The following is a 23508-nucleotide window of genomic DNA, read 5'->3' on the forward strand; positions in this document are numbered from 1 at the left end:
TGCCCTGCGCCCATCCCCCTTCTCTCAAGTACGTTTAGCTATGCAGCGTGCGGCCATCGCAGCCCAGTGCGGCTTCGTGCAAAGCCTCGCTGAGCGACGGGTGGGCGTGAACGATGCGGGCAATATCTTCGGAACTGGCCGAGAACTCCATCGCCACTACGGCTTCCGAGATCAGCTCGGAGGCATAGGGGCCGACGATGTGCACGCCGAGGATGCGGTCGGTCTGCTTGCAAGCCAGCATCTTCACAAAGCCCTTGGCCTCGCCCAGTGCCAGCGCACGGCCGTTGGCCGAGAACAGGAACTGGCCTTTCTTGTATTCCACGCCATCGGCCTTGAGCTGCTGCTCGGTCTTGCCGACCCAGGCAATCTCGGGGCTGGTGTAGATGACCCAAGGGACATTGTTGAAGTCTACGTGCGGGTGCTGGCCGGCAATGCGCTCAGCCACAGCCACGCCTTCTTCACTGGCCTTGTGCGCCAGCATCGGCCCGCGCACCACATCACCAACTGCCCAGACATTGGGCAGATTGGTCTGGCAGTCGTCATTGACCTCCACTTGGCCACGCTCGTTGAGCTTCAGGCCTACAGCCTCGGCATTGAGGCCGGCGGTATTGGGGATACGGCCGATCGACACGATCAGCTTGTCGAACACGGCCTTGTGCTCGGCACCGGCAGCGTCGAAGTAACTGACAGTGACATCCTTCTTGCTGGCCTTGATCTCGCCGATCTTCACGCCAGTCTGGATATCCAGGCCGGTGTCCTTGGTCAGGAACTTCAGCGCTTCGCGCGCAACCTGCTCATCGGCCGCGCCGAGGAAGGTCGGCATTGCTTCCAGTACGGTAACGTCGGCACCCAGACGCTTCCACACCGAGCCCATTTCCAAGCCGATGACGCCAGCGCCGATCACGCCTAGCTTCTTGGGCACCGCCGGGATAGCCAGCGCACCTTCGTTGTCGAGCACCAGCTTGTTGTCGATGGTCACGCCGGGCAGTTGACGCACGCTGGAGCCGGTGGCGACGATGACATGGGTGGCTTCGATTTCTTCCGTCTTGCCGTCAGCCAGCTTGGCGGTCAGCACGTACTTGTCGCCATTCTTGACCTTGAAGCTGCCGGTACCGTGGAACGGGGTGACCTTGTTCTTGCGGAACAGGAAGGCAATACCGCCGGTGTTCTTGGCGATGATGTCTTCCTTGCGCTTGAGCATCTGGGCCACATCGAACTTCACCGTACCCACGTTGATGCCGTGATCGGCAAAACCATGCAACGCGTGGTGGTAGTTCTCGGACGATTGCAGCAGTGCCTTCGAGGGGATACAGCCGACATTCAGGCAGGTGCCGCCAAGGCTCTGCTTGCCGTTCTTGTCGCTGGTAGCGTCGATACAGGCAGTCTTGAAACCCAGTTGCGCGGCGCGGATCGCGGCCACATAGCCGCCGGGGCCACCACCGATGACGACGACGTCGAATTGTTGGGACATGGTGTTTCCTAACATGTAGGGTGGGTCAGCCGTTCCGGTCTAGCCCACCGTTGCCTTGATGGGTTAAGGCCTGCGGCCTAACCCACCCTACACGGTTGATCAGATATCCAGCAGCAGACGCGCCGGGTCTTCGATGGCTTCCTTGATCGCCACCAAGCTCAACACGGCCTCGCGGCCGTCGATGATGCGGTGGTCGTAGGACTGCGCCAGATACATCATCGGGCGTGCCACGATCTGGCCGTCTTCCACCACGGCACGTTCCTTGGTGGCATGCATGCCCAAGATCGCGCTTTGCGGCGGGTTGATGATCGGAGTCGACATCATCGAGCCGAAGGTACCGCCGTTCGAGATCGTATAGGTGCCGCCGCTCAGTTCTTCCATGGTCAGCTTGCCTTCCTGAGCACGCTTGCCGAAGTCGGCAATCTGCTTCTCGATGTCAGCCAGGCTCAGCTGGTCAGCATTGCGGATCACCGGCACCACCAGGCCACGCGGGCTGCCCACGGCCACGCCGATGTCGTAGTAACCGTGGTAGACGATATCGGTGCCATCGACCGAGGCGTTGACGATCGGGTACTTCTTGAGCGCGTGCACGGCGGCCTTCACGAAGAAGCCCATGAAGCCCAGCTTGATGCCGTGTTCCTTCTCGAACTTGTCCTTGTAGCGGTTGCGCAGGTCCATCACCGGCTTCATGTTCACTTCATTGAAGGTGGTGAGGATGGCGGCGGTCGATTGCGACTCGACCAGACGCTCAGCCACGCGCTGACGCAGACGCGACATCGGCACTCGCTGCTCAGCGCGATCGCCAGCGGCAACCACCACAGCCGGGGCCGGTGCAGCCTTGGCAGCCGGTGCGGCGGCCGGCTTGCCGGCAGCAGCAACAACATCTTCCTTGAGCACACGACCATCGCGGCCCGATCCGGCGATCTTGCTGGTGTCCACGCCCGCATCGGCAGCGGCCTTCTTGGCGGCCGGCATCACGGCGGCTTCTGCCTTGGCGGCAGCCGGTGCGGCTGCAGCGGCAGCGGGCGCCGGGGCGGCGGCGCTGGCGCCGGCCTTGGCTTCGGTATCGATGGTGGCGATGACCTGGTTGCTCACCACGGTGCTGCCATCACCCTCGACGATCTTGACGATCACACCGGCCTGCGGTGCCGGCAGTTCCAGCACGACCTTGTCGGTTTCGAGATCGATCAGGTTCTCGTCGCGTTCGACGTATTCGCCGACCTTCTTCTTCCAAGCCACCAGCGTGGCTTCGGAAACGGATTCGGGCAGTTGCGGGACTTTGACTTCGATCAGCATGTTCTAGGCTCCGGTTTGCGCCTGCTTGGGGTTATTGCATTTATCAGCGCAAAAGCGGCTCAGGCCGCTTCTGCGTGGTTTCGGGTTTACTTGCCAGTATTGATCGCTTCGTCGACCAACGCCTTGAGCTGGGCCACGTGCTTGCTCATGTAGCCCACGGCCGGCGACGCCGACGACGGACGACCCGAGAAAGCCAGCGTCTGCTTGGGACCCAGCAAGCCTTCGAGGCGATGGCGGATGTGGTACCAGGCACCTTGGTTCTTGGGCTCTTCCTGGGTCCAGACGATTTCGCGGGCGGCCGTGTATTTGCCCAGCTCGGCACGCAGATCGTCGGTCGGGAACGGATACAGCTGCTCAAGACGCACAATCGCCACATCCTTGGCATCACGCTCGCGGCGAGCGTTGATCAGGTCGTAAGCCACCTGACCCGAGCACACGACCACGCGCTTGACCTTCTTGGCATCCGGTTGATCCGGATCGCCAATCACGGTGCGGAAACCGCCTTGGGTGTAGGCCTCCAGCGGGCTCATCGAATCCTTGAAGCGCAAGAGGCGCTTGGACATCAGGATGATCAGCGGCTTACGGTACGGGCGCAGTTGTTGGCGACGCAGCACATGGAACATCTGTGCGGCTTCGGAGGGCATGACCACCTGCACATTGTGCTCGGCACACAGCTGCAGATAGCGCTCCAGACGCGCCGAGCTGTGCTCGGGGCCTTGGCCATCGTAACCGTGCGGCAGCACCATGGTCAGACCGCAGAAACGGCCCCACTTGGTTTCGCCCGAGGTAATGAACTGGTCAATCACAACCTGAGCACCGTTGGCGAAGTCACCGAACTGGGCTTCCCAGATCACCAGCTCGTCGGGCGCCGAGGAGCTGTAACCGTATTCGAAGGCGAGCACGGCTTCTTCGTTGAGGATGGAGTCGATGACCAAAAAATGGCCTTGGCTGTCGCTCAGGTTGCGCAGCGGCACATAGGCACCCGCATCCCACTTCTCGCGGTTCTGGTCATGCATCACGGCATGGCGATGGCTGAAGGTACCGCGACCCGAGTCTTCGCCCGAAATGCGCACGCCATAGCCCTTTTCCAGCAAGGAGCCGTAAGCGAGGATTTCCGACATGCCCCAGTCGATGTTCTGCTTGCCGGTCGCCATGTCACGGCGTGCAGCCATGACCTTCTCGACCGTGGGGTGCAACTTGAAGTTGTCCGGCACCTTGGTGACCTTCTCCCCGAGGCGGGCGATTTCAGCCGCGCTCAGCGTGGTGTCGGTCGGGTGGGCCCAGTGGGTACCCTTGTAGGCGCCAAAATCAATCGCGAAGCTGCGTTTGAAGTCGGTCAGCGTGGTCTGTTCGACATGCTCGCCCTTGTCCAGCGCGGCGCGGTAGTCCTTGATCAGACCATCGGCCTGTTCGGCACTCAGCAGGCCTTCGGTCACCAGACGGTCGGCGTACATCTTGCGCACGCCGGGGTGCTTGGCGATCTTCTTGTACATCATCGGCTGCGTCAGCATCGGGTCATCACCCTCGTTGTGACCCAGCTTGCGGAAACAGACGAGGTCGATGACGACGTCTTTCTTGAACTCGCGGCGGAAATCGAGTGCGGCCTGCATGACAAAGCAGACGGCTTCAGGATCGTCACCGTTCACGTGGAAGATCGGCGCCTCGATCATCTTGGCGATGTCAGTGCAATACAGCGAGGAGCGCGTGTCGCGCGTGTCGCTGGTGGTGAAGCCGATCTGGTTGTTGATGACGATGTGCACCGTACCGCCCACGCCGTAACCACGGGTTTGCGACAGGTTGAAGGTACCCTGGTTGGTACCCAAGCCGATAAAGGCCGAGTCACCGTGCAGCAGCACCGGCAGCACCTGCTCACCGGTGCGGTCGCCCCGGCGTTGCTGACGCGCACGAGCCGAACCGACGACCACCGGGTTGACGATTTCGAGGTGGGACGGGTTGAAGGCCAGCGAGACATGCACGGCACCGCCCGGTGTCGGGATGTCGGAACTGAAGCCCATGTGGTACTTCACATCGCCCGAGGGCAGATCGTAGCTGTACTTGCCTTCGAACTCGGAGAACAGGTCGCCGGGGCGCTTGCCCAGCGTATTCACCAACACGTTCAGACGGCCGCGGTGTGCCATACCGATAACCATTTCCTGCACGCCCTGCTCGCCGGCCGATTGAACCAGATGGTCCATGGCTGCGATCATGCTTTCGCCACCTTCCAGCGAGAAACGCTTCTGGCCCACGTACTTGGTGTGCAGGTAGCGCTCCATGGTCTCGGCAGCGGTGATCTGCTTGAGGATGCGAAGCTTCTTTTCCTTGCTGAAGCTCGGCGTCGAACGCTCGCCCTCAAAACGCTTCTGCACCCACTGGCGCTGGGCCGAGGTGGTGATGTGCATGTACTCAAGACCGATGGTGCCGCAGTAAGTCTGCTTGAGACGGGCAAGGATATTGGCTAGCGTGTCACGCTCGGGGCCGACCAGGTTGCCGCAGTCGAATGTGCGGGCCATGTCGGCATCGGTCAGGCCGTAGGTACCCGGATCGAGTTCGGGCAGCAGGGTCTGGTCGAGACGCTTGAGCGGATCCAGCGAAGCATGGCGCGCACCGATGATGCGGTAGGCCGAGATCAGGCGCAGTACCGCGACCTGCTTCTTGTTGGCTTCGCTCTGCGCGGCAGCCGACATGCCGCCCACGCGCGGCTGCTTGGCCATCTGCGCGAAGCTCTCTTCAATGGCGGCGCGCGGAATGTCACGGTCGGTATTGCCGGGCAGTTGCTGCAGCTTGTCGAAGTAGTCACGCCACTCTTGGGCAACGGACTGCGGGTCAACAAGATATTGCTCGTACAGATCCTCGATGAACGGCGCGTTGCCGCCGAACAGATGGGACTGGGCTTGGAATGCTTGCATCATGGTGAGCTGGCCTATGGCTTTGCTTTTTTTGCTTGGGCGTAACGGGCGATGACTGGATACAGCAACACCCGCCCGTGTCAGCGGGCGGGTGTTAGGTACTTACTTGCGCTTGTCGATCGGGATGTAGTCGCGACGCGGTGCGCCGGTGTACAGCTGACGCGGGCGACCGATCTTCATGCCGGGGTCAGCGATCATTTCGTTCCAGTGCGAGATCCAGCCCACGGTGCGGGCCAGCGCAAAGATCGGGGTGAACATCGAGACCGGGATGCCGATAGCGCTGAGCACGATGCCCGAGTAGAAGTCCACGTTCGGGTACAGCTTGCGTTCGATGAAGTACGGATCGTTCAGGGCGATCTTTTCCAGCTCCATGGCGAGCTTGAACTTCGGATCGTTATGCAGGCCCAGTTCGGCCAGCACCTCGTCGCAGGTCTTCTTCATGATGGCGGCGCGCGGGTCCATGTTCTTGTAAACGCGATGACCAAAACCCATCAGCTTGTAGCGCTTGTCCTTCACGCCCTGCATGAAATCGGCAACCTTCGACACATCGCCGATCTCGTCGAGCATCTTCAGCACGGCTTCGTTGGCACCGCCGTGCGACGGGCCCCACAGGCAGGCAATACCGGCAGCGATACAGGCGAACGGGTTGGCGCCCGAGGAGCCCGACAGGCGAACCGTGGAGGTCGAGGCATTCTGTTCGTGATCGGCGTGCAGGGTGAAGATGCGATCCAGTGCCTTGGCCAGCACCGGATTGACCTTGTACTCGGACACAGGCGTCGAGAACATCATGTGCAGGAAGTTCTCGGAGTAGGTCAGGCCGGCCTTGGGGTAGTTCAGCGGCAGGCCACGGTTGTAGCGATACGCTTGGGCAGCAATCGTCGGCAGCTTGGCGATCAGCCGGAAGGCGGCAACTTCACGATGGCGCGGATCGTTGATGTCCAGGGAGTCGTGATAGAAGGCCGACAAGGCACCCACCACGCCGACCATCACAGCCATCGGGTGAGCATCGCGGCGGAAGCCACGGAAGAAGTTGTGGATCTGGTCATGCAGCATGTTGTGGCGCATGACGGTGTAGTCGAACTGGGCTTTCTGTTCGGCCGTAGGCAGCTCGCCATTCAGCAGCAGATAGCAGACTTCGAGGTAGTCGCTGTTCTCGGCCAGTTGTTCAATCGGGTAACCGCGGTAGTAAAGCTGACCCAGATCGCCATCGATGAAAGTGATCTTCGATTCGCAGCTCGACGTGGACATGAAGCCGGGGTCGTGCGTGAACATGCCGGTTTTGCCGAACGCGCGGATATCAACTACATCCGGACCCAGCGAGCCCTTCAGTACGGGCAACTCGACGGTGTTCTGGCCGTCGTTGTAGGTAAGCGTTACGGTCTTGGAATCAGCCATTGAAAAAACTCCTGATGGGGGTTCGGTGACGCGCGGTCCGGGACGTTGGCGGCGCCAGGGCGTGAATCGGTTAAGCCATTATTGTTGTTTACCCGTGACTTGCCAGTGGCGCAGTCGCATCAGCAAAGGTGCGAAACGGGGCTCTGCGGGTTCAGTCCGGCCATCAACCATATCCAGCAGGTCGTTGTCGGGCAGCATCAGCAAGTCTTGGTAAACATCCAGTTCGGCCGGGGTCAACTGGTCGAAATCGTGTTCGAGAAACGGCTCGAACACGAGATCAAGCTCCAGTAGTCCCCGCCGCGAGCGCCAGCGGAGCCGGTTCTTGTCCGCCTGCGTGTGCATGCCGGCAGTTCCTTAGGCGATGCGTTTGACCATCAGCTCTTTGATCTTGCCAATCGCTTTGGTCGGGTTGAGGTGTTTGGGGCAAACGTCCACGCAGTTCATGATGCTGTGGCAACGGAACAGGCGGTACGGGTCTTCGAGATCATCCAGACGCTCGTTGGTGGCCGTGTCGCGCGTATCGGCAATGAAGCGATACGCAGCCAGCAGGCCAGCCGGACCCACGAACTTGTCGGGGTTCCACCAGAACGAGGGGCAGGATGTCGAGCAACAGGCGCAGAGGATGCACTCGTACAGGCCATCGAGCTCTTCACGGTCTTTCGGATCCTGCAGGCGCTCTTTCTCGGGCGGCGGCGTATCGTTGATCACGTACGGCTTGATCGAGTGGTACTGCTTGAAGAAGTGCGTCATGTCCACGATCAGGTCGCGGATGATGGGCAGGCCCGGCAGCGGGCGGATCTCGATCGGCTGCTTGAGATCGGCGATATCGGTAATGCAAGCCAAGCCGTTCTTGCCATTGATGTTCATTGCATCGGAACCGCACACGCCTTCACGGCAGGAGCGGCGGAACGACAGACTGTCGTCCTTGACCTTGAGTTTCACCAGGGCGTCGAGCAGCTTGCGCTCGGTCGGGTCTACCTCGACCGAGATGTCCTGCATGTAAGGCTTGGCGTCCTTGTCCGGATCGTAGCGGTAGATCTTGAAGTGTACGGTTTGGGTGCTCATGGGACGCCCTTTTAGTAGCTGCGCGCTTTGAGCGCGATGGTTTCAACGGTCAGCGGAGTCAGGTTCACCGGCTTGTAGTCGAGCTTGTTGCCTTCGCGCTGCCACAGACTGTGGCGCAGCCAGTTCTTGTCGTCTCGGCCGTTCGGGGTTTCCGGCGTATCGGGCGCATCATCACGCACGTGGGCACCACGCGATTCGGTGCGGGCATTGGCCGAGATCATCGTGGCCTTGGCCACTTCGATCAGGTTTTCCAGCTCCAGTGCCTCGATGCGCGCGGTGTTGAACACCTTGGACTTGTCGTGGATCTGGGTCTGCTGAACCATCTTTTCCACTTCGAGAATCTTGTCCACGCCCTGCTGGAGCATGTCCTTGAAACGGAATACGCCGCAATGTGCCTGCATGGTGCGCTGCATGGCATTGCGGGCATCGTTGACCTCAACGCCGTTCTTCTGGTTATCCAGACGATGGACGCGCGCCAGGCAACGATCGATTTCGCCTTGCGGGATCTCGGGCAATGCCTTGACCTGCGTCTTGACGTACTCGACCACCGAATCGCCCGCGCTCTTGCCGAACACCACCAGATCAAGCAGTGAGTTGGTACCCAAACGGTTGGCACCATGCACCGAAGCACAGGCGACTTCGCCTGCAGCGTAGAAGCCCGGCACCACCTGACCATCGACAATGACTTCGCCGCGGTAGTTGGTGGGGATGCCACCCATCTGGTAGTGACAGGTCGGCACCACCGGGATCGGCGCCGTGATCGGGTCCACGCCGGCAAACTTGATCGAGATTTCGCGGATACCGGGCAGCTTGGTCTTGATGAGATCCGGGTCAAGGTGCGTGATGTCGAGCAACACGTGATCCTTGGCCGGGCCGCAACCACGACCTTCGTTGATTTCGGTGACCATGGCACGCGACACCACATCACGCGAAGCCAGATCCTTGGCGACCGGGGCATAACGCTCCATGAAGCGCTCACCCGCGCTGTTGCGCAGGATGCCGCCTTCACCACGCACGCCTTCCGTAATCAGCACACCTGCGCCGGCCACGCCGGTCGGGTGGAACTGCCAGAATTCCATGTCTTCGAGCGGGATGCCGGCACGCGCTGCCATGCCCAGGCCGTCGCCGGTGTTGATGAAGGCATTGGTCGACGAGGCGTAGATACGGCCTGCGCCACCGGTTGCAAACAGCGTGGCCTTGGCCTGGAAGATGACGATTTCGGCCGTTTCCATTTCCATGGCAATCACGCCAAGTACCTTGCCGTCGGCGTCGCGGATCATGTCCAGCGCCATCCACTCAACAAAGAACTGCGTGTTGGCGCGCACATTGCGCTGGTACAGCGCGTGCAGCATGGCGTGGCCGGTACGGTCGGCGGCAGCACAGGCGCGCGGCACCGGCTTTTCGCCGAAGTTCGACATATGGCCGCCGAACGGGCGCTGGTAGATGGTGCCATCGGCATTACGGTCAAACGGCATGCCGAAGTGCTCGAGCTCGATCACGGCCTGCGGCGCGGCGCGGCACATGAACTCGATGGCGTCCTGGTCGCCCAGCCAGTCCGAGCCCTTGACGGTGTCGTACATGTGCCAGTGCCAGTGATCCGGCTCCGAGTTACCCAGCGAAGCGGACACACCACCTTGCGCGGCAACCGTATGCGAGCGAGTAGGGAAGACTTTGGACAGCACGGCGGTGCGCAGGCCGGACTCCGACAGTTGCAGTGCAGCGCGCAGACCGGCACCACCGGCACCCACCACCACTGCATCGAAAGTTCGCTTGGGAAGATTCGCCATTACACACCCCACAACACGGAAATTGCATACACAAAGCTGGCAATCAGCCAGAGGATGGTCAGCACATGCAGCGTGACGCGCAGGCCGAGCGGCTTGACGTAATCCATCCAGATATCACGGACACCCACCCATGCGTGCAGCAGCAAGGCCAGCACGGTCAAGGTGGAGAGTACCTTCACACCGGTATGGGCAAACAGCGAACGCCAGGTATCGAAACTGGCATTGGCCGCCAGGAACAGGAAGGCCAGAACGGCCACGGTGTAGACCAGCATGATCACGGCGGTAACCCGCTGTAGCAGCCAGTCGCGCAGACCATAGTGCGCACCGATAACGTGACGGTTTACCACAGCAGACCTCCGATGACGGCAGTGAGAACAAGGCTGACCACCATGACAAGCTTGGCGGTATTACGTGCGGTATCGAGTTCGATCCCCTTGTGCACATCAAGGAACAGGAAGCGGATGCCGGCGCAGGCATGGTGCAGGTAGGCCCACAGGAGTCCGATCAGACCCAGCTTGATGACGGGATGACTGATGAAGCCGCGAAATGCCTCATAGCGCGCCTCGCTGGCGAGCGAACCGGCGAGCAGCCAGATCACCAAAGGAATCGCGAGGAACAGGACTGCGCCGCTGACACGATGCAGAATAGAAACGATGCCCGGAATGGGAAGCCGGATCTTGGGGAGGTCCAGATGCTTGGGCCGTGTTTTCTCCATGACACTTTCCTTGTGGTTATTACCTGGCCGCATGGCGGCACATTCACTGCAAGCCCATGCCCAGACAGGGTCACGGGTTCATGCCGGGGAAATCCGGCTGCAACTTGTTCTTTACGGCTTGCCGGACCAAGCCGACACCCGTTCTACAGCAGAAACAGCACTGGATTGTAGCAAAGCACGCCACAACTACCGGCCGATACAACAGGATGTACAGCCCACGGCCTACACCCGGTATACATAGCGATCGGTACGACAACGCAATACCGACCATTCCACTGCCTGACCATCGAGCCCGGCAGCCAGTCTTGCCACCTCCAGGAGCGGGCCATCTGCCGGCACCCCGAGAAGACGTGATTCATCGCGACCTGCCAGCACCGCCCGAAACTGCGGCTCACCCGCCACGACACGCAAACCGAATTCGCGCCACCATACCCGATGCAGCTTGCAATCGGCCTGACGGATGCGCCGTGCATCCACGCCCTCGAAGCGATCGGCAGCCACATAGCTATCGATCAACGCAAAGGGCTCACCCAGCACGCGCACCAGACGCGTAATCAGCAACACCGCCGCACCGCGGCGTAAACCGAGCGCCACCGCCGCCTCCTCGCCCGCGTGACTGCGCGCGCAAGCAAGCAACTCCAACGACGCATCCACCGCTCTGGCACCGGCCGGCAACTCAGCCCGCCCCCACTCGTCGTCGGCGAGGGCCACAAACGTACCCAAGCCCTGACGTCGTACCAGCACCCCTTCAGCCACAAGGCTATCGAGGCCTTTGCGAACCGTGCCGGAGCTGACGCCAAAGCGATCAGCCAACTCGATCTCACTAGGCAGGGCTTCGCCTGCGCCCCACTCTCCCTGCTCGATCCCCGCAATCACCCGCGAACGCACCTGCGCGTACAGCGGCTGGCGGCTGGGCATGTCCTGCCTGGCGGATTGAGAAACAAGGGCCATGACGCGCAATACAACACAAGTTGCCGCTTTATACGCCACGCAGGGCACAATGTCCAACCAGGTCTTATATAAGACATAAGAATCAGATGCAGAAATACCACGCAGACACGCCGGCACCGTGATTTTCGCCCGGCAAAAGTGCTAGACTTCGCCAGATTGTAGTAGTGCGACATATGCGGTTCCCGATACGACACGGGGACACGCCACTTTTCCCCACAAGCTCCAGGAGCACCACGATGAAGAAACCCGTTCGCGTTGCCGTTACCGGCGCTGCCGGCCAGATTGGCTACAGCCTGCTGTTCCGTATTGCTTCCGGCGAGATGCTGGGCAAAGACCAGCCGGTGATCCTGCAGATGCTTGAACTGCCCATGGAAAAGGCTCAGGCCGCACTCAAGGGCGTAATGATGGAACTGGAAGACTGCGCCTTCCCGCTGCTGGCCGGCATGGTCGGCACCGATGATCCCGAAGTCGCCTTCAAGGATGTGGATGTGGCCCTGCTGGTGGGTGCCCGTCCGCGCGGCCCCGGCATGGAGCGCAAGGACCTGCTGCTCGAAAACGCCAAGATTTTCACCGCTCAGGGTGCCGCCCTGAACAAGGTTGCCAGCCGCGACGTGAAGGTGCTGGTTGTCGGTAACCCGGCCAACACCAACGCCTACATCGCCATGAAGTCGGCCCCGGATCTGCCGGCCAAGAACTTCACCGCCATGCTGCGTCTGGACCACAACCGCGCTCTGTCGCAACTGGCAACGCGCGCAGAAGTGGCCGTGGCCGATATCGACAAACTGATCGTCTGGGGCAACCACAGCCCCACGATGTACCCGGACTACCGCTTCGCCACCGTGGGCGGCGCATCGCTCAAGGCCAAGATCAACGACGAAGCCTGGAACCGCGAAACGTTCATCCCCAAGGTCGGCAAGCGTGGCGCCGCCATCATCGAAGCCCGCGGCCTGTCGTCGGCTGCTTCGGCTGCCAACGCCGCCATCGACCACATCCGTGACTGGGTGCTGGGTACGAACGGCAAGTGGGTGACGATGGGTATCCCGTCGGATGGTAGCTATGGCATCCCCGAAGGCGTGATGTACGGCGTACCCGTGACCTGCGCCAACGGTGAATACACCCGCGTGACCGGTCTGGAAATCGACGAATACAGCCGCACGATGATGGACAAGACGCTGGCCGAGCTCGAAGAAGAGCGCGCTGGCGTAGCACACCTGCTGGGCTGATTCCCGCTCAGCGGCACACAGAAAAGGCGTCCCTCGGGGCGCCTTTTTTGTTGTTCATGGCCGATGCGAACCAGCCCCCTCGCAACAAGTTCGCGCCCATCGTCGGCGCTTGCAGCTATGCTGATGCCGCAACGTTCACCCTACAGCCGCCCATGCCCGATACGCTCAGCCCGCAGGAAGTCCTGACCTACGCCGCCCTCAAGCTGCAGCAGGGCGACCCTGCCGGTGCCGACAATCTGGCTGCCATGATTCTGGAGAAGAATCCGCATATCAGTGCGGCATGGCTGCTGCGTGCGCAGGTCGCCATCCTTGGTGGCGGCAATGCCGAACCGCTGTTGCAACGTGCCCAAGCCTGTGCAGATCTTGGGTCTGCCGCCCTCGACCAGATACGCGCGCTACAGCAGCAAAAGCAGCAGGGGCAGCGTGCCGATGCACTGCTCGAACAAGGTAACCGGCACTACCAGCAAGGGCAGACTGAGCAAGCCCGATACTGCTATGCCCAGGCCCTGCAGCTCGCGCCACGCCACGCCCATGCCTGGACGAACATGGGATTGTTGCTGCATGGCGCAGGCTTGCTCGCGCAGGCACAGGCTGCCTATGAACAAGCTTTGCAATGCAACGACCAGCTTGCTGTCGTACATAACAATTACGGGATCTTGCTCCAACAGCTCGGCCAGATGCGCCGCGCCGAGGCGCACTATCAACGCGCCCTCTCCTTGCAGCGTGACTATGGCGTGGGCTGGAAAAACTACGCCTCCCTGCTGCAAGATCAGGGTCGCTTCAATGAAGCCGGTGCAGCCTACGCGCAGGCGCATGCCCTGCTGCCCAGCGATCCTGAACCGCTAGCCGGGCTGGCATTCATGGACCTCTATCGTGTTGACTGGCCCTCGCTGGCGCATCACAGTCAGGCACTGATGCTGTCGCTGCAAGCCCGGCCCAGCGCGCGCATCGCGCCCTTCATGGCGCTGGCTTTGCAGGATGACCCCGCCTTCCAGCTCGACATTACCCGACGCTGGGCTGCCGGCTATACCCGCACGCGCTTGCCCGCCATAACGGCACAGCCCAAATCGCGCATCCGCCTCGGCTATCTGGGTGGCGATTTTCACAGCCACGCTACCAGCTGGCTCACCGCCGGCCTGTTTGCCCGCCATGATCGCAGTCGCTTTGAGGTGATCGGCTACGATTACGGCCCCGACGATCAATCGCCGCTACGTGCACGGGTGGCGGCCGGGTTTGATCGCTTCGAACAAGTCGCCACGCTCGACGACCCGACCCTCGCGCAACGCATCCGCGACGACGGCATCGATATCCTCATCGACCTCAAGGGCTGGACCCGCCGCACACGCACCCAGGTACTGGCCTACCGCCCTGCGCCGCTGCAGCTGCACTATCTGGGCTACCCCGGCACGCTGGGCGCCGACTGGATCGACTACCAGATTGTCGACGCCATCGTCGCCCCACCCGATCGGCCCAACGCCTTCCACGAAGCATTGATCCGACTGCCCCACTGCTACCAGATCAACGATTGCGAGCGGCCCATCAGCGCCGTGCCCAGCCGAGCCCAAGCCGGCCTGCCCGACACCGGTTTCGTTTTTGCCTGCTTCAACCAGCACTACAAACTGAGCCCCGCCATGTGGGACGCGTGGATGCGGCTGTTGCAAGCGGTACCGCACAGCGTGCTCTGGCTATTGGACCCGCACCCCGAGTGGCGCACCCGCCTGCAACAAGCCGCAGAAGCCGCCGGTGTATCCCACCAGCGCCTCGTCTTCGCCCCCGCCCTGCCCCAGGCCGACCACCTGGCACGCCTAAGCTGCGCCAACCTGATGCTCGACACCCTGCCCTGCAACGCCCACACCACGGCTAGCGATGCCCTGTGGGCAGGCGTGCCGGTACTCACCTGCATGGGCCAAAGCATGGCGGCACGGGTCGCCGCCAGTTGCCTGCATGCCGTCGGGCTCAGCGAGTTGATCACCAGCTCGCTCGACGAGTATCTTTCCTTAGCGCTCAAGCTGGCGACTCACCCACAGCAACTATCGGAACTGCGTGCGCGCCTGCTAGCCAACCGGCTGACAGCCCCGCTGTTTGATACGGCAGCTAGCGTAAGGGCATTGGAGCAGGCCTATCAGACCGCATGGAACCATTTCCAAAGCGGCCAGCAACCGCAAAGCTTCGACATCGCCAGCCCAAACCCTCAACCCGGCTGACGCGCCTGCTCGACAATCCGGCTGAAAAACCCGTACACACCCTCATCATCCATCTTGCGGGCATTCGCCAACTCCCCCGCCCGCGTGGCATAGAGCACGCGCTGATCAGGCGCGAGCACCACCACGGCCGGGATGCCCTGCTTGATCGGGTTGCCGTACACCGTGTCGATATCCAGATTCTTGTTGAAGCGCGCCACATCGACCTTCACGATTTCGAACGAGGCCGCCATCAGGCGAGCGTTCTTGTCGGTCTTGAGGCTGCGATCCAGCGCCCGGCAATCGCCACACCAATTGGCGCCAAACACGATCAGCACCGGCTTTTGTTGCGCCCTTGCGCGGATCAGCGCCTGTTTCAGATCGGCCCGTGCATCGGCCTGCTCGTCATAGGGTTGCTCGCTGGCCAAGACCATTGCACTGGCCAGCATGGCGATCAGAAATCGATACCACATGGTTCGCGCTCCCACATTGTTGATGGCAGCACTATGCCTGCGCCATCGGCCATGCGGCAATCGGCGGGCTGTCCGTATAATCCGGCCCCATGCCTGATTCCTACGCCATCAACCATTACGAGAACTTTCCGGTTGCCTCGGTGCTGCTGCCTCCCGCCATGCGCCGGCCCATCGCCATCGTCTACCGCTTTGCGCGCACGGCCGATGACTTTGCCGATGAGGGCGAGCGCACGGCGGCGGAGCGATTGGCGCTGCTTGATGGCTATCGCAAGGGACTGGACGAGATTGAAGCCGGCGGCCCCATCAGCGATGCCTTGTTTCGCGACCTGAAAACCGAGGTCATCGATGCCCATCGGGTGCCGGTGCAACTGTTCCGTGATCTGCTCGATGCGTTTGCGCAGGATGTGGTCAAAACCCGCTATGCCGATATGGCCGAACTGCTCGACTACAGCCGCCGCTCGGCCAACCCGGTTGGCCGCATCGTGCTGCACATTGCAGGTCTCGCCACGGCCGAGCGACTGGTGCAATCCGATGCCATCTGCTCGGCGCTGCAGCTGATCAATTTCTGGCAGGACGTGGCGATCGACTGGCAAAAGCAGCGCGTCTACCTGCCGCAAGACGCCCTCGCCCGCCACGGCGTGACCGAAGCCGACATTGCCGCCGCGCGCGTGGATGCGCGCTGGCAGGCCTTGCTGACGGAGATGGTCCAGTCCACCCATGATTTGCTCTGGTCTGGCGCGCCGCTCGGTGCCAGCCTGCCGGGCCGGCTGGGCATGGAGATCCGCCTCACCGTGCTAGGTGGCGACGCCATCCTGCGCAAAACCCGTCAGGCCGACTTCGATGTCTTCACGCGCCGGCCCAAGCTCGGCAAGCGCGATTGGCCCGGTTTGTTGCTGGGTACGCTGTCGACCCGGCGTTTCAAGGCATGAGGCTGGTCGGCGCAGTACTACGTTTGTTGGGCGCCCGTAGCCACGCGGCACGGTTGGCAGCGTTGATCGCGATTGCGGCCGCGGGCTTTGCCTGGTGGCAAGGCCAATCAACCGCCGCGCCCTTGCCTGGCAACACCCAGTCAGCGCGCGTCAGCCGCGTGTTTGATGGCGATACGGTAGAGATCATATTGACCAACGGGGAAACGCAGCGTGTGCGTCTGGCCTGGGTCGATGCACCTGAGCATGATCAGCCCTACGGCGATGCGGCGAAATCGACGTTGACTGCGCTGCTACTGGGCCGTGAGGTCAGCGTCCTGCCAGCCGGGCCGCAACATGATCGCTATGGCCGCCTGCTGGCGCAGATTGCCATACAGGGGCGCGATGCCGGGGAAGCCCAGCTGCAGGCGGGTATGGCCTGGCACTATGTGCAGTACGCGCGCAAGGATCAGCCCGGTGATGCCTACACCAGCTATGCCAACGCAGAAGCCGGCGCCCGCACACAGCAGCAGGGACTCTGGCAGCAGGTCAACCCCATGCCACCCTGGCAGCACCGCAAAGCGGGCCGGCAGTAAGTCTCAGCCCTTGCGCTGGGCAGCGTACATGCCGCTGAACGCAATCAAGCCCATGGCAAGCCAGGCAGTCCAAGGATGCGGGTCGTTCCACAACACCATGCCGAACAGGCTGGCGCACAGCACCGTGGTGTAAGCCAAGCTGGCCACAACGAGGCTATGGCCCTTGCGATACGCCCGTGTCATGGCCAGCTGCGCACCCGTGGCGCAGGCACCCATGCCGGCCAACAGCCACACATTGCCCCAAGTGATGGGGCTGAGGCCGCCGGGGATCATCCAGACAGCAGCCATCAGGGTAGCAATCAAAGAAAAGTAGAACACCGTACGCGACTCAGGCTCCCCTGCTTCGCCGAGCATGCGCACATTCATGTAGGCGATGGCGGCACCAAAACCCGAAGCCAAGCCCATCAAGCCGGCAAACCATTGATCGCGGCTCAGCGTGGGCTGCAATAGCAGCACCACACCGCCAAAGCCCACCAGCATTGCCAGCAACAGGCGTTTCGATACCCCTTCGCGTAGCCACACGGTGGTCAGCAAAGCCAGAAACAAGGGCGAGGTGTAATTCAACGTGACTGCAGTCGCCAGCGGCAGGCTTGCTATCGCATAGAAATACAGCATCAGCGCGATCGTGCCGGCAATGCCCCGGCTCAAATGTTTGCCCAGCACCGGCGTCCTCAGCGTACCGCCCTGCCACATCACCACCAGCCCCACCACCAGAAAGCCCACAAAGCAGCGATAGAACACCAGTTCTGCCGTACGGAAATGGGTGGCACCGAGTTTGACGAACACGCCCATGCAGGCGAACAGGATCGAGGCCAGCACCATCCAGAATGGGCCGGAGTGTCGTAGCGAGGCGGGGAAAGGCAGCATGCCGCCATTGTATGCGGCCCAGCCTGTGCGGGCCGCGAGGGCGCCGAGATATATCTGTATCTGCTGACTATATCTTGAGGAGCATGGCGCTTGAGAGCAGCTTGAGCAACTCGCCCTGGCGGTGCGTACCGGTTTTCCAGAACATGGACTTGCTCTGTGTGCGCACGGTGGACTGCTGCAACTGCAAACGCTGCGCCGCCTCGGCCAGCGAGCAGCCTTCCAGCAGCAGTGCAGCCAGTCGGCACTCCGCAGGAGAAAGACCATACAGCGCCGCAAGCACTTCCAACGGCTCGGCTTCGCTGGCGCTGGGATCATGCGCCATCAGCAGGACCAGCGGTCGCTTTGAATCGGCCACAAGCGGGGAGTCTGCCGGCAGCGGCGCCACCAGCACGGTAAGGCGTCCGCCGGCGGGGCGTTCGAGCGCCAGCGCCCCGCTTTGCGGCTTGCGGCTGCTCGCCTGCATGAGCAGGCTCTGCAAGCGCGCTTCGAGGGTGGGGTTATCTGCCGACAGCCGCCCCTGGCGCACGCACATGCCGGGCAACCCGGTTGTCTCGGCAGCCTGATTGGCAAACTGGACACGCCCTTCGCCATCCACGACCCAAAGGGGCGCAGCCAAGCGGTCCAGCGCTTGTCGCGCGACGGCAGCCTGCATGCGAAGACGCGAAAACTCGCTTGATAGCCGGCAGGCCAGTTCCAGATGCGGCGATAAACGACGCAGCAGGGCGATGCCCTGATCATCGAACGGGGTCACCGGCATTTTGCGCTGGAAACTGATCAGTGCCTCGTGGTGACCATCGTCAAAGGCGCGCGCACCCAAGCTATGGCATCCAGCCTCGGCAAAGGGCCTGAAGAAGGGATGATCGGCAATATCGGGATGATTGAACCGCGCGTGGTCATCTATCCATTCACCCACACGGCCAAGCGGGCCATACCAGTTAGCCAGCAGTTCCGGCGTCCCTGCCACCTTTGCCACAGCACGCGTCTCATGGCCGAAACCATGCCAATGGACCATCTGTCCTGTCGTCTTGTCACGCAGATGGAACAAACCGGCGCTGGCGGAAATGGCCTCGCCCACGCGGCGGAGCATTGCATCCCATTTGCCGGGTTCAAGCACCACGCTATGGATGGCGGTCACCAGCTGGTCATACTGCGGCAGGGCGTGGTCGGACATAGCGTCAAGAGAGTGGACGGGTCTGGTGTGCTGGCAAAGCAGCGCACGCACGGCATTCTGTACAAGCCAAGGCTAATGGACAAGCGATACTTTTGAATCGCTGATCGCGTTTGCCCGGAAATCAGAATATGCAAAAAAACCCGGTGTTTTCACCCATTTGGGTGATGACCGGACCCGCCAAGGACCTTTACATTGCGCACATCCGCCCGAGGAGGAGGAAAACTCGGGGGGAGGAGGAAATCCCTCTCTGGAGCCAGCGCAAAGACGCTGGTTCGCCGCGCGAGATGACAATGCTCAGACATTGCATTCAACCCGGCAACCAACAAGCAAATGGGCGACCTGCAAGGGTCGCCCATTTTCATGGTGGTCTTGCCTGTGCGGCTTAGCTCGACTGGCGCGGCAAGGTGAAGTAGAAGGTGGCGCCCTGGTTGAGTGCACCCTTGGCCCAGACACGGCCGCTATGGCGATTGACGATACGCTGTACGATCGCCAGCCCCACCCCGCTCCCCTCGAATTCCTGCGGGCTATGCAGTCGCTGGAAGGCACCGAACAACTTGTCGGCATAGCTCATGTCAAAGCCGGCACCGTTATCGGCGACATAGAACGCATTCTGGCCATCGACCTGGGTGGCGCCAAAACGGATCTCCGCTGCCGGGCTCTTGCCGGTAAATTTCCAGGCATTGGCCAGCAGGTTCTGCATGGCCAGGCGGATCAGCTTGGGGTCTGCATCGGTCACCAGATTGGGCATGATGGTCACAGCCACCTCCCGGTCTGGATACGCCTGCCGCAACTCGCTCACGATTTCGGTGGCCATGTCGGACAGGTTGACGGGCTGGGTGTTGATCTCGCTGCGGGTCAGCTTGGACAGATTGAGCAGGTCGTCGATCAGGTTCGACATATTCTGCGTGGCGCGGCGGATGCGGCCCAGATACTGGCGACCTGCCTCGTCGAGCTTGTCCGAGTAATCTTCGAGCAGCACCTGTGAAAAACCATCCACGCTGCGCAGGGGTGCGCGCAGATCGTGCGATACCGAATACGAAAACGCCTCCAGCTCCTTGTTGGCCGCGGCCAATGCCTTGGTACGCTGCTCGACCAGTTCTTCGAGGTGGTTGCGGTAATGATCCAGTTCGATCTCGGTCGATTTGCGCGCCGAGATGTCGATCATGTAACCCTGCAAATGGCGCTCGCCAGCCTCATCCGGAATCATCGTCGCGACCAGCATCACCCATACCACCTTGCCGTTGGCGCCGAGCATGCGGCACTCGAACTCGATGGTGTTATCGCGATCCTGACCCTCGGCGAACAGCTTGTAAGCCAGATGACGATCATCCTGATGCAGATAGGTGGTCAGGAAGCCTTCGCTGTACCAGACATGCAGCGGGAAGCCCAGAAGGATCTCGGCCTGTGGTCCCACATAGGTAAAGCGCCACTCAGCCGGGTTGGCTTCCCAAGGCACCACATTGGTTGATTCCACCAGGCGGCGATAACGGTCTTCGCTGGAGCGCAAGGCGTGTTCGATCTGCTTGCGCTGCTGAATATCGGCTTGCAGTTCGCGGTTCTTGGTTTCCAGTTCGCCAAACAGGCTATGCAACGATTGCCGGGTGATTTCCAGGCTTTGGCCAAGCTTGCCGATCTCGTCCTGGCGCTTCCACTCGAACGGCGTGGCCAAGTCGCGACGTGCGAGGCGGATGGATTCGGACATGAGTCGCTGCAGGGGGTTAAGAACGCGTTTCTGCAAGATGACCAGAATCAGCGCCAGGCTGCCCAGCAACTGGAAACCCGCGGTCAGCAGGGAATAACGCTGCTGCTGGTCGATCTGCGCCAGGGCGCCGCCATCGTCCATTTCCACCGTGACCTTACCGATCACGTTGCCCTGTTTGGTGACGCTCTGCGAAATCGTCTTGAGTTTGCCCTGCCGGCGCTCGGGGCGGTTGCGCTCAAGGAACGGCCCCAGGGTCGCGTCCTGCACGATGACGCGAATGATGCGCTCATCACCCATCACCGATTCCAGCAGGGGCTCGCCCGTCTCGGCCGACAGGTTCCAGAGGGGTTCCTGCATGCCCAAGACCAGAATCTGGGTGATGCGGTTGTGGTCCTCGCTAAGACGCTTGAGGAGGGAATCCTCCTGGCGCTGCAAGGTCAGATAACCAATGAAGAGACTCGGCACCAGCAGGCCGGCCAGAATGGCCAGCACAACCGCACGCCGCAATGTGAGGCTCATGAACGACTCCCGCCCATTTGTCGGATAATCTGATTGTCGGCAAGATCATTATGGGTGCGCCCCGGCGGACCATGCAAATAAGAGTTGTCCATCCACAAGGCGCGAACAGACTTGCCTGTGGTATTTGTCGCAAGACTTGTCACTGCGCGTCCGGACAAAACCGTGCGCCTGTGGCGATACCCGCCCTTACCTGTCCAGACAAGAGGTGACACGTTGAAGGTTGTCGTTCTGGGTGCCGGCATTACCGGCATATGCTCAGCTTGGTTCCTGCGTGAAGCAGGCTTCGATGTGGTGGTGCTCGACCGTCAGCCTGAGGCAGCACTGGAGACCAGCTTTGCCAACGGCGGCCAGATATCCGTCTCGCAATCCGAACCCTGGGCCAACCCGCAAGCGCCACTCAAGGTGCTCAAGTGGCTATGGCGTGACGATTCCCCCCTGCTGTTCCGTCCCAAGCTGGATCTGCAGCAGTGGCGCTGGGGTCTGGCCTTTCTCCGCGAATGCCTGCCAGGCCGCACGGAGCGCAACATCATCCAGATGGTGAATCTGGGTCTGTTCAGCCGCAGCACCCTGCATGCGCTGCGTGCAAGCACGGGCATTCAGTACGACCAGCTCAGCCGCGGCATTCTCCAGCTGTTCTTTGATCAGCGCGACTTCGATGCCGCCGCCCAGTCATCCTTGCTGATGCGCCAGTATGGCTGTGTGCGTGAAGCCATCAGCCGTGAACGGGCCGCCGCCATCGAACCCACGCTGGCACGGCTGGGCAGCCGGCTGAGCGGCGCCATCTGGGCAGAAGACGACGAATCGGGCGATGCCCGACAGTTCACCCAGAAGCTGGCAGAGTTAGCCCGTGCGCGCGGCGTTGTCTTCCAGTACAACAGTTGCATCAGCAAGCTGGAAACCGAGGCCGGGCAGGTCAGCGGCGTCAGGTATTGCAATCAGGAAGGCCAAAGCGTACTTGAGCGTGGCGATACCTATCTCCTGTGTCTGGGGAGCTACAGTCCGCAACTGCTCGCGCCGCTGGGTATCCATCTGCCGATTTATCCTGCCAAAGGCTACTCGGCTACCATGCTCACTGAGGGCTACGAAGGGGCGCCCACCGTGAGCCTCACCGACGATGCCGTCAAGATGGTCTACAGCCGCCTCGGCAACCGCATCCGCATTGCCGGTACGGCCGAGCTGAACGGCTACAGCACCGAGCTGAACGAGGTGCGTTGCGAGGCGCTGACACGGCGCTATTTCTCGCTGTTCCCCGAATCAGCAGACCCGAACTCGGTGCAGTACTGGACCGGCTTGCGCCCCTCCACTCCGTCGAACGTGCCCATCATCGGCCGCTCGCGCCTGCCCAATCTTTACCTCAACACCGGCCACGGTACGCTGGGCTGGACGGAAGGCCCCGGCTCAGGACGCGCCATTGCCGAACTGATTGCCGGACGCAAACCACCTGTCGATTTCGCATTTACGGGAATCTAGACCAGTCCTAGGCTGAAGCCAGTTCCCCCATGGAGCCTGCCATGCCTCGCCAACTTGTCCGTATCCTGTTGCTGGTCTGCTGTGCGTTTGCCCTCCATACCGCCCAGGCGGCCGTGGTGGTGCTGTACACCTATCACATCAAGCCGCCTTATATCGTCGATGCCGACAAGGAGGTAGGCCTCTACTACGATCTGGCAAGCTGGCTGAACAAGCGCACCCGCAAGCACCACTTCAAGGTGGAGCCCATGCCCCGCAAGCGGCTTGATGCGGAACTCGAAGCCGAAAAACTGGATGGTCTGGTAATCGGCGTGAACCCGGTGTGGTTCAAAGACAAGGCACGTACCCGCTATCTGTGGACGCAGGCCTTCATGAGCGACATTGATCTGGTGGTATCGCGGCGCGAGAAGCCAATTCCTTACTCGGGACCGGAGTCACTGACCAATCTGCGTATCGGCTTGCCGGCAGGCTATTACTACTTTGGCGTGGACGAGCTGGTCAAAGCAGGCAAGGTGATACGCGACGATGCCGCCAACGAGGGCGCAAACCTGCAAAAACTGGCGTCCGGCAGGGTGGATGCCATTATCGTCAGCCGCCCTACCCTGGATTACTTCATCCGCCAGCAGCCAGCCTGGCAAACCCGGTTCAGCATCGCGGATATACCCCACGACGCCTTTGACCGGCACATCCTGATTCCCAAGACGCTGGGTCACCTGCTGCCCGAACTGAACGCGGCGCTTGCCAATCTGGGCCGGGACCCCGAGTGGAAAGCTGCGCAGGACAGTTACCGCTAAACGCGCCCCGGCAGGCTGCCGAGGC

20 protein-coding genes are annotated in these 23508 nt (G+C 61.5%); 6 read left to right on the forward strand and 14 right to left on the reverse strand.

What is annotated here, in order from left to right:
- Window positions 1-34: 34 nt before the first annotated feature.
- The 10 genes from lpdA to O9X62_RS08780 all read right to left on the reverse strand — a co-directional run bounded on the left by lpdA (window position 35) and on the right by O9X62_RS08780 (window position 11586).
- Window positions 35-1471 carry a dihydrolipoyl dehydrogenase gene (lpdA, locus tag O9X62_RS08735; RefSeq protein ID WP_269532424.1) on the reverse strand — a complete coding sequence of 479 codons (1437 nt, stop codon included), beginning with the start codon at window positions 1469-1471 and terminating at the stop codon, window positions 35-37.
- Between the two features lie 99 nt (window positions 1472-1570).
- On the reverse strand, window positions 1571-2767 hold the full coding sequence (odhB, locus tag O9X62_RS08740) for a 2-oxoglutarate dehydrogenase complex dihydrolipoyllysine-residue succinyltransferase (RefSeq protein WP_269532425.1): 1197 nt from the start codon (window positions 2765-2767) through the stop codon (window positions 1571-1573).
- A gap of 86 nt (window positions 2768-2853) precedes the next feature.
- The gene (locus tag O9X62_RS08745; protein WP_269532426.1) at window positions 2854-5676 is read right to left on the reverse strand and encodes a 2-oxoglutarate dehydrogenase E1 component; all 2823 of its coding nucleotides are present in this window, start codon (window positions 5674-5676) and stop codon (window positions 2854-2856) included.
- Window positions 5677-5775: 99 nt separating this feature from the next.
- Window positions 5776-7068 (reverse strand): citrate synthase, encoded by a 1293-nt coding sequence (gene gltA, locus O9X62_RS08750; protein WP_269532427.1) that lies wholly within the window; start codon window positions 7066-7068, stop codon window positions 5776-5778.
- A gap of 78 nt (window positions 7069-7146) precedes the next feature.
- On the reverse strand, window positions 7147-7410 hold the full coding sequence (locus O9X62_RS08755) for a succinate dehydrogenase assembly factor 2 (protein WP_269532428.1): 264 nt from the start codon (window positions 7408-7410) through the stop codon (window positions 7147-7149).
- Between the two features lie 12 nt (window positions 7411-7422).
- Window positions 7423-8133, reverse strand: a complete 711-nt coding sequence (locus O9X62_RS08760) for a succinate dehydrogenase iron-sulfur subunit (protein ID WP_269532429.1) — start codon at window positions 8131-8133, stop codon at window positions 7423-7425.
- An 11-nt stretch (window positions 8134-8144) separates the two neighbouring features.
- Window positions 8145-9920 (reverse strand): succinate dehydrogenase flavoprotein subunit, encoded by a 1776-nt coding sequence (sdhA, locus tag O9X62_RS08765; RefSeq protein ID WP_269532430.1) that lies wholly within the window; start codon window positions 9918-9920, stop codon window positions 8145-8147.
- Window positions 9920-10267: a succinate dehydrogenase, hydrophobic membrane anchor protein gene (gene sdhD, locus O9X62_RS08770; RefSeq protein ID WP_269532431.1), complete on the reverse strand. Its 348-nt coding sequence runs from the start codon at window positions 10265-10267 to the stop codon at window positions 9920-9922. Before sdhD ends, sdhA begins: the two co-directional genes overlap by 1 nt.
- Window positions 10261-10635, reverse strand: coding sequence for a succinate dehydrogenase, cytochrome b556 subunit (gene sdhC / locus O9X62_RS08775; RefSeq protein WP_269532432.1), 375 nt, complete (start codon window positions 10633-10635; stop codon window positions 10261-10263). The genes sdhD and sdhC overlap by 7 nt, the downstream gene beginning before the upstream one ends.
- 222 nt (window positions 10636-10857) lie before the next feature.
- A complete protein-coding gene (locus O9X62_RS08780; protein WP_269532433.1) occupies window positions 10858-11586 on the reverse strand; it encodes a GntR family transcriptional regulator in 729 nt (242 codons plus the stop codon).
- 236 nt (window positions 11587-11822) lie between these two features.
- Here O9X62_RS08780 and O9X62_RS08785 point away from each other — a divergent pair, with 236 nt between their 5' ends.
- Both O9X62_RS08785 and O9X62_RS08790 read left to right on the forward strand, forming a co-directional pair.
- Window positions 11823-12809, forward strand: coding sequence for a malate dehydrogenase (locus tag O9X62_RS08785; protein ID WP_269532434.1), 987 nt, complete (start codon window positions 11823-11825; stop codon window positions 12807-12809).
- Between the two features lie 152 nt (window positions 12810-12961).
- Window positions 12962-15013 (forward strand): glycosyltransferase family 41 protein, encoded by a 2052-nt coding sequence (locus O9X62_RS08790; RefSeq protein ID WP_269532435.1) that lies wholly within the window; start codon window positions 12962-12964, stop codon window positions 15011-15013.
- Here O9X62_RS08790 and O9X62_RS08795 read toward each other — a convergent pair.
- Window positions 15001-15462 (reverse strand): thioredoxin family protein, encoded by a 462-nt coding sequence (locus O9X62_RS08795; protein WP_269532436.1) that lies wholly within the window; start codon window positions 15460-15462, stop codon window positions 15001-15003. The two genes, O9X62_RS08790 and O9X62_RS08795, sit on opposite strands and share 13 nt — an antisense overlap.
- Before the next feature lie 89 nt (window positions 15463-15551).
- On the opposite strand from O9X62_RS08795, the gene hpnC reads away from it, so the two are divergent.
- Both hpnC and O9X62_RS08805 read left to right on the forward strand, forming a co-directional pair.
- Entirely contained in the window at window positions 15552-16391 is an 840-nt protein-coding gene (gene hpnC / locus O9X62_RS08800; protein WP_269532437.1) for a squalene synthase HpnC, read from the forward strand.
- Window positions 16388-16963, forward strand: coding sequence for a thermonuclease family protein (locus tag O9X62_RS08805; RefSeq protein WP_269532438.1), 576 nt, complete (start codon window positions 16388-16390; stop codon window positions 16961-16963). Before hpnC ends, O9X62_RS08805 begins: the two co-directional genes overlap by 4 nt.
- Window positions 16964-16966: 3 nt before the next feature.
- Here O9X62_RS08805 and O9X62_RS08810 read toward each other — a convergent pair whose 3' ends face one another.
- The 3 genes from O9X62_RS08810 to O9X62_RS08820 all read right to left on the reverse strand — a co-directional run bounded on the left by O9X62_RS08810 (window position 16967) and on the right by O9X62_RS08820 (window position 21222).
- Entirely contained in the window at window positions 16967-17830 is an 864-nt protein-coding gene (locus tag O9X62_RS08810; RefSeq protein WP_269532439.1) for a DMT family transporter, read from the reverse strand.
- Between the two features lie 67 nt (window positions 17831-17897).
- A complete protein-coding gene (locus tag O9X62_RS08815; protein ID WP_269532440.1) occupies window positions 17898-19001 on the reverse strand; it encodes a hypothetical protein in 1104 nt (367 codons plus the stop codon).
- Between the two features lie 382 nt (window positions 19002-19383).
- Entirely contained in the window at window positions 19384-21222 is a 1839-nt protein-coding gene (locus O9X62_RS08820; RefSeq protein ID WP_269532441.1) for an ATP-binding protein, read from the reverse strand.
- A 213-nt stretch (window positions 21223-21435) separates the two neighbouring features.
- Here O9X62_RS08820 and O9X62_RS08825 point away from each other — a divergent pair, with 213 nt between their 5' ends.
- Both O9X62_RS08825 and O9X62_RS08830 read left to right on the forward strand, forming a co-directional pair.
- Window positions 21436-22692, forward strand: coding sequence for a D-amino acid dehydrogenase (locus O9X62_RS08825; RefSeq protein WP_269532442.1), 1257 nt, complete (start codon window positions 21436-21438; stop codon window positions 22690-22692).
- A gap of 41 nt (window positions 22693-22733) precedes the next feature.
- On the forward strand, window positions 22734-23483 hold the full coding sequence (locus tag O9X62_RS08830; protein WP_269532444.1) for an ABC transporter substrate-binding protein: 750 nt from the start codon (window positions 22734-22736) through the stop codon (window positions 23481-23483).
- Window positions 23484-23508: the final 25 nt, after the last annotated feature.

It is taken from the genome of Chitinimonas sp. BJYL2, assembly GCF_027257935.1.
GTDB lineage: Bacteria > Pseudomonadota > Gammaproteobacteria > Burkholderiales > Chitinimonadaceae > Chitinimonas.

Bases quoted from the DNA above. Each gene is read 5' to 3' on its own strand.
- O9X62_RS08820 (WP_269532441.1), bottom strand. From the start codon at position 21,222: ATGAGCCTCACATTGCGGCGTGCGGTTGTGCTGGCCATTCTGGCCGGC.
- O9X62_RS08745 (WP_269532426.1), bottom strand. From the start codon at position 5,676: ATGATGCAAGCATTCCAAGCCCAGTCCCATCTGTTCGGCGGCAACGCG.
- O9X62_RS08805 (WP_269532438.1), top strand. From the start codon at position 16,388: ATGAGGCTGGTCGGCGCAGTACTACGTTTGTTGGGCGCCCGTAGCCAC.
- O9X62_RS08810 (WP_269532439.1), bottom strand. From the start codon at position 17,830: ATGCTGCCTTTCCCCGCCTCGCTACGACACTCCGGCCCATTCTGGATG.
- O9X62_RS08780 (WP_269532433.1), bottom strand. From the start codon at position 11,586: ATGGCCCTTGTTTCTCAATCCGCCAGGCAGGACATGCCCAGCCGCCAG.
- O9X62_RS08760 (WP_269532429.1), bottom strand. From the start codon at position 8,133: ATGAGCACCCAAACCGTACACTTCAAGATCTACCGCTACGATCCGGAC.
- sdhA (WP_269532430.1), bottom strand. From the start codon at position 9,920: ATGGCGAATCTTCCCAAGCGAACTTTCGATGCAGTGGTGGTGGGTGCC.
- O9X62_RS08830 (WP_269532444.1), top strand. From the start codon at position 22,734: ATGCCTCGCCAACTTGTCCGTATCCTGTTGCTGGTCTGCTGTGCGTTT.
- sdhC (WP_269532432.1), bottom strand. From the start codon at position 10,635: ATGGAGAAAACACGGCCCAAGCATCTGGACCTCCCCAAGATCCGGCTT.
- lpdA (WP_269532424.1), bottom strand. From the start codon at position 1,471: ATGTCCCAACAATTCGACGTCGTCGTCATCGGTGGTGGCCCCGGCGGC.
- O9X62_RS08790 (WP_269532435.1), top strand. From the start codon at position 12,962: ATGCCCGATACGCTCAGCCCGCAGGAAGTCCTGACCTACGCCGCCCTC.
- gltA (WP_269532427.1), bottom strand. From the start codon at position 7,068: ATGGCTGATTCCAAGACCGTAACGCTTACCTACAACGACGGCCAGAAC.
- odhB (WP_269532425.1), bottom strand. From the start codon at position 2,767: ATGCTGATCGAAGTCAAAGTCCCGCAACTGCCCGAATCCGTTTCCGAA.
- O9X62_RS08815 (WP_269532440.1), bottom strand. From the start codon at position 19,001: ATGTCCGACCACGCCCTGCCGCAGTATGACCAGCTGGTGACCGCCATC.
- hpnC (WP_269532437.1), top strand. From the start codon at position 15,552: ATGCCTGATTCCTACGCCATCAACCATTACGAGAACTTTCCGGTTGCC.
- O9X62_RS08795 (WP_269532436.1), bottom strand. From the start codon at position 15,462: ATGTGGTATCGATTTCTGATCGCCATGCTGGCCAGTGCAATGGTCTTG.
- O9X62_RS08755 (WP_269532428.1), bottom strand. From the start codon at position 7,410: ATGCACACGCAGGCGGACAAGAACCGGCTCCGCTGGCGCTCGCGGCGG.
- O9X62_RS08785 (WP_269532434.1), top strand. From the start codon at position 11,823: ATGAAGAAACCCGTTCGCGTTGCCGTTACCGGCGCTGCCGGCCAGATT.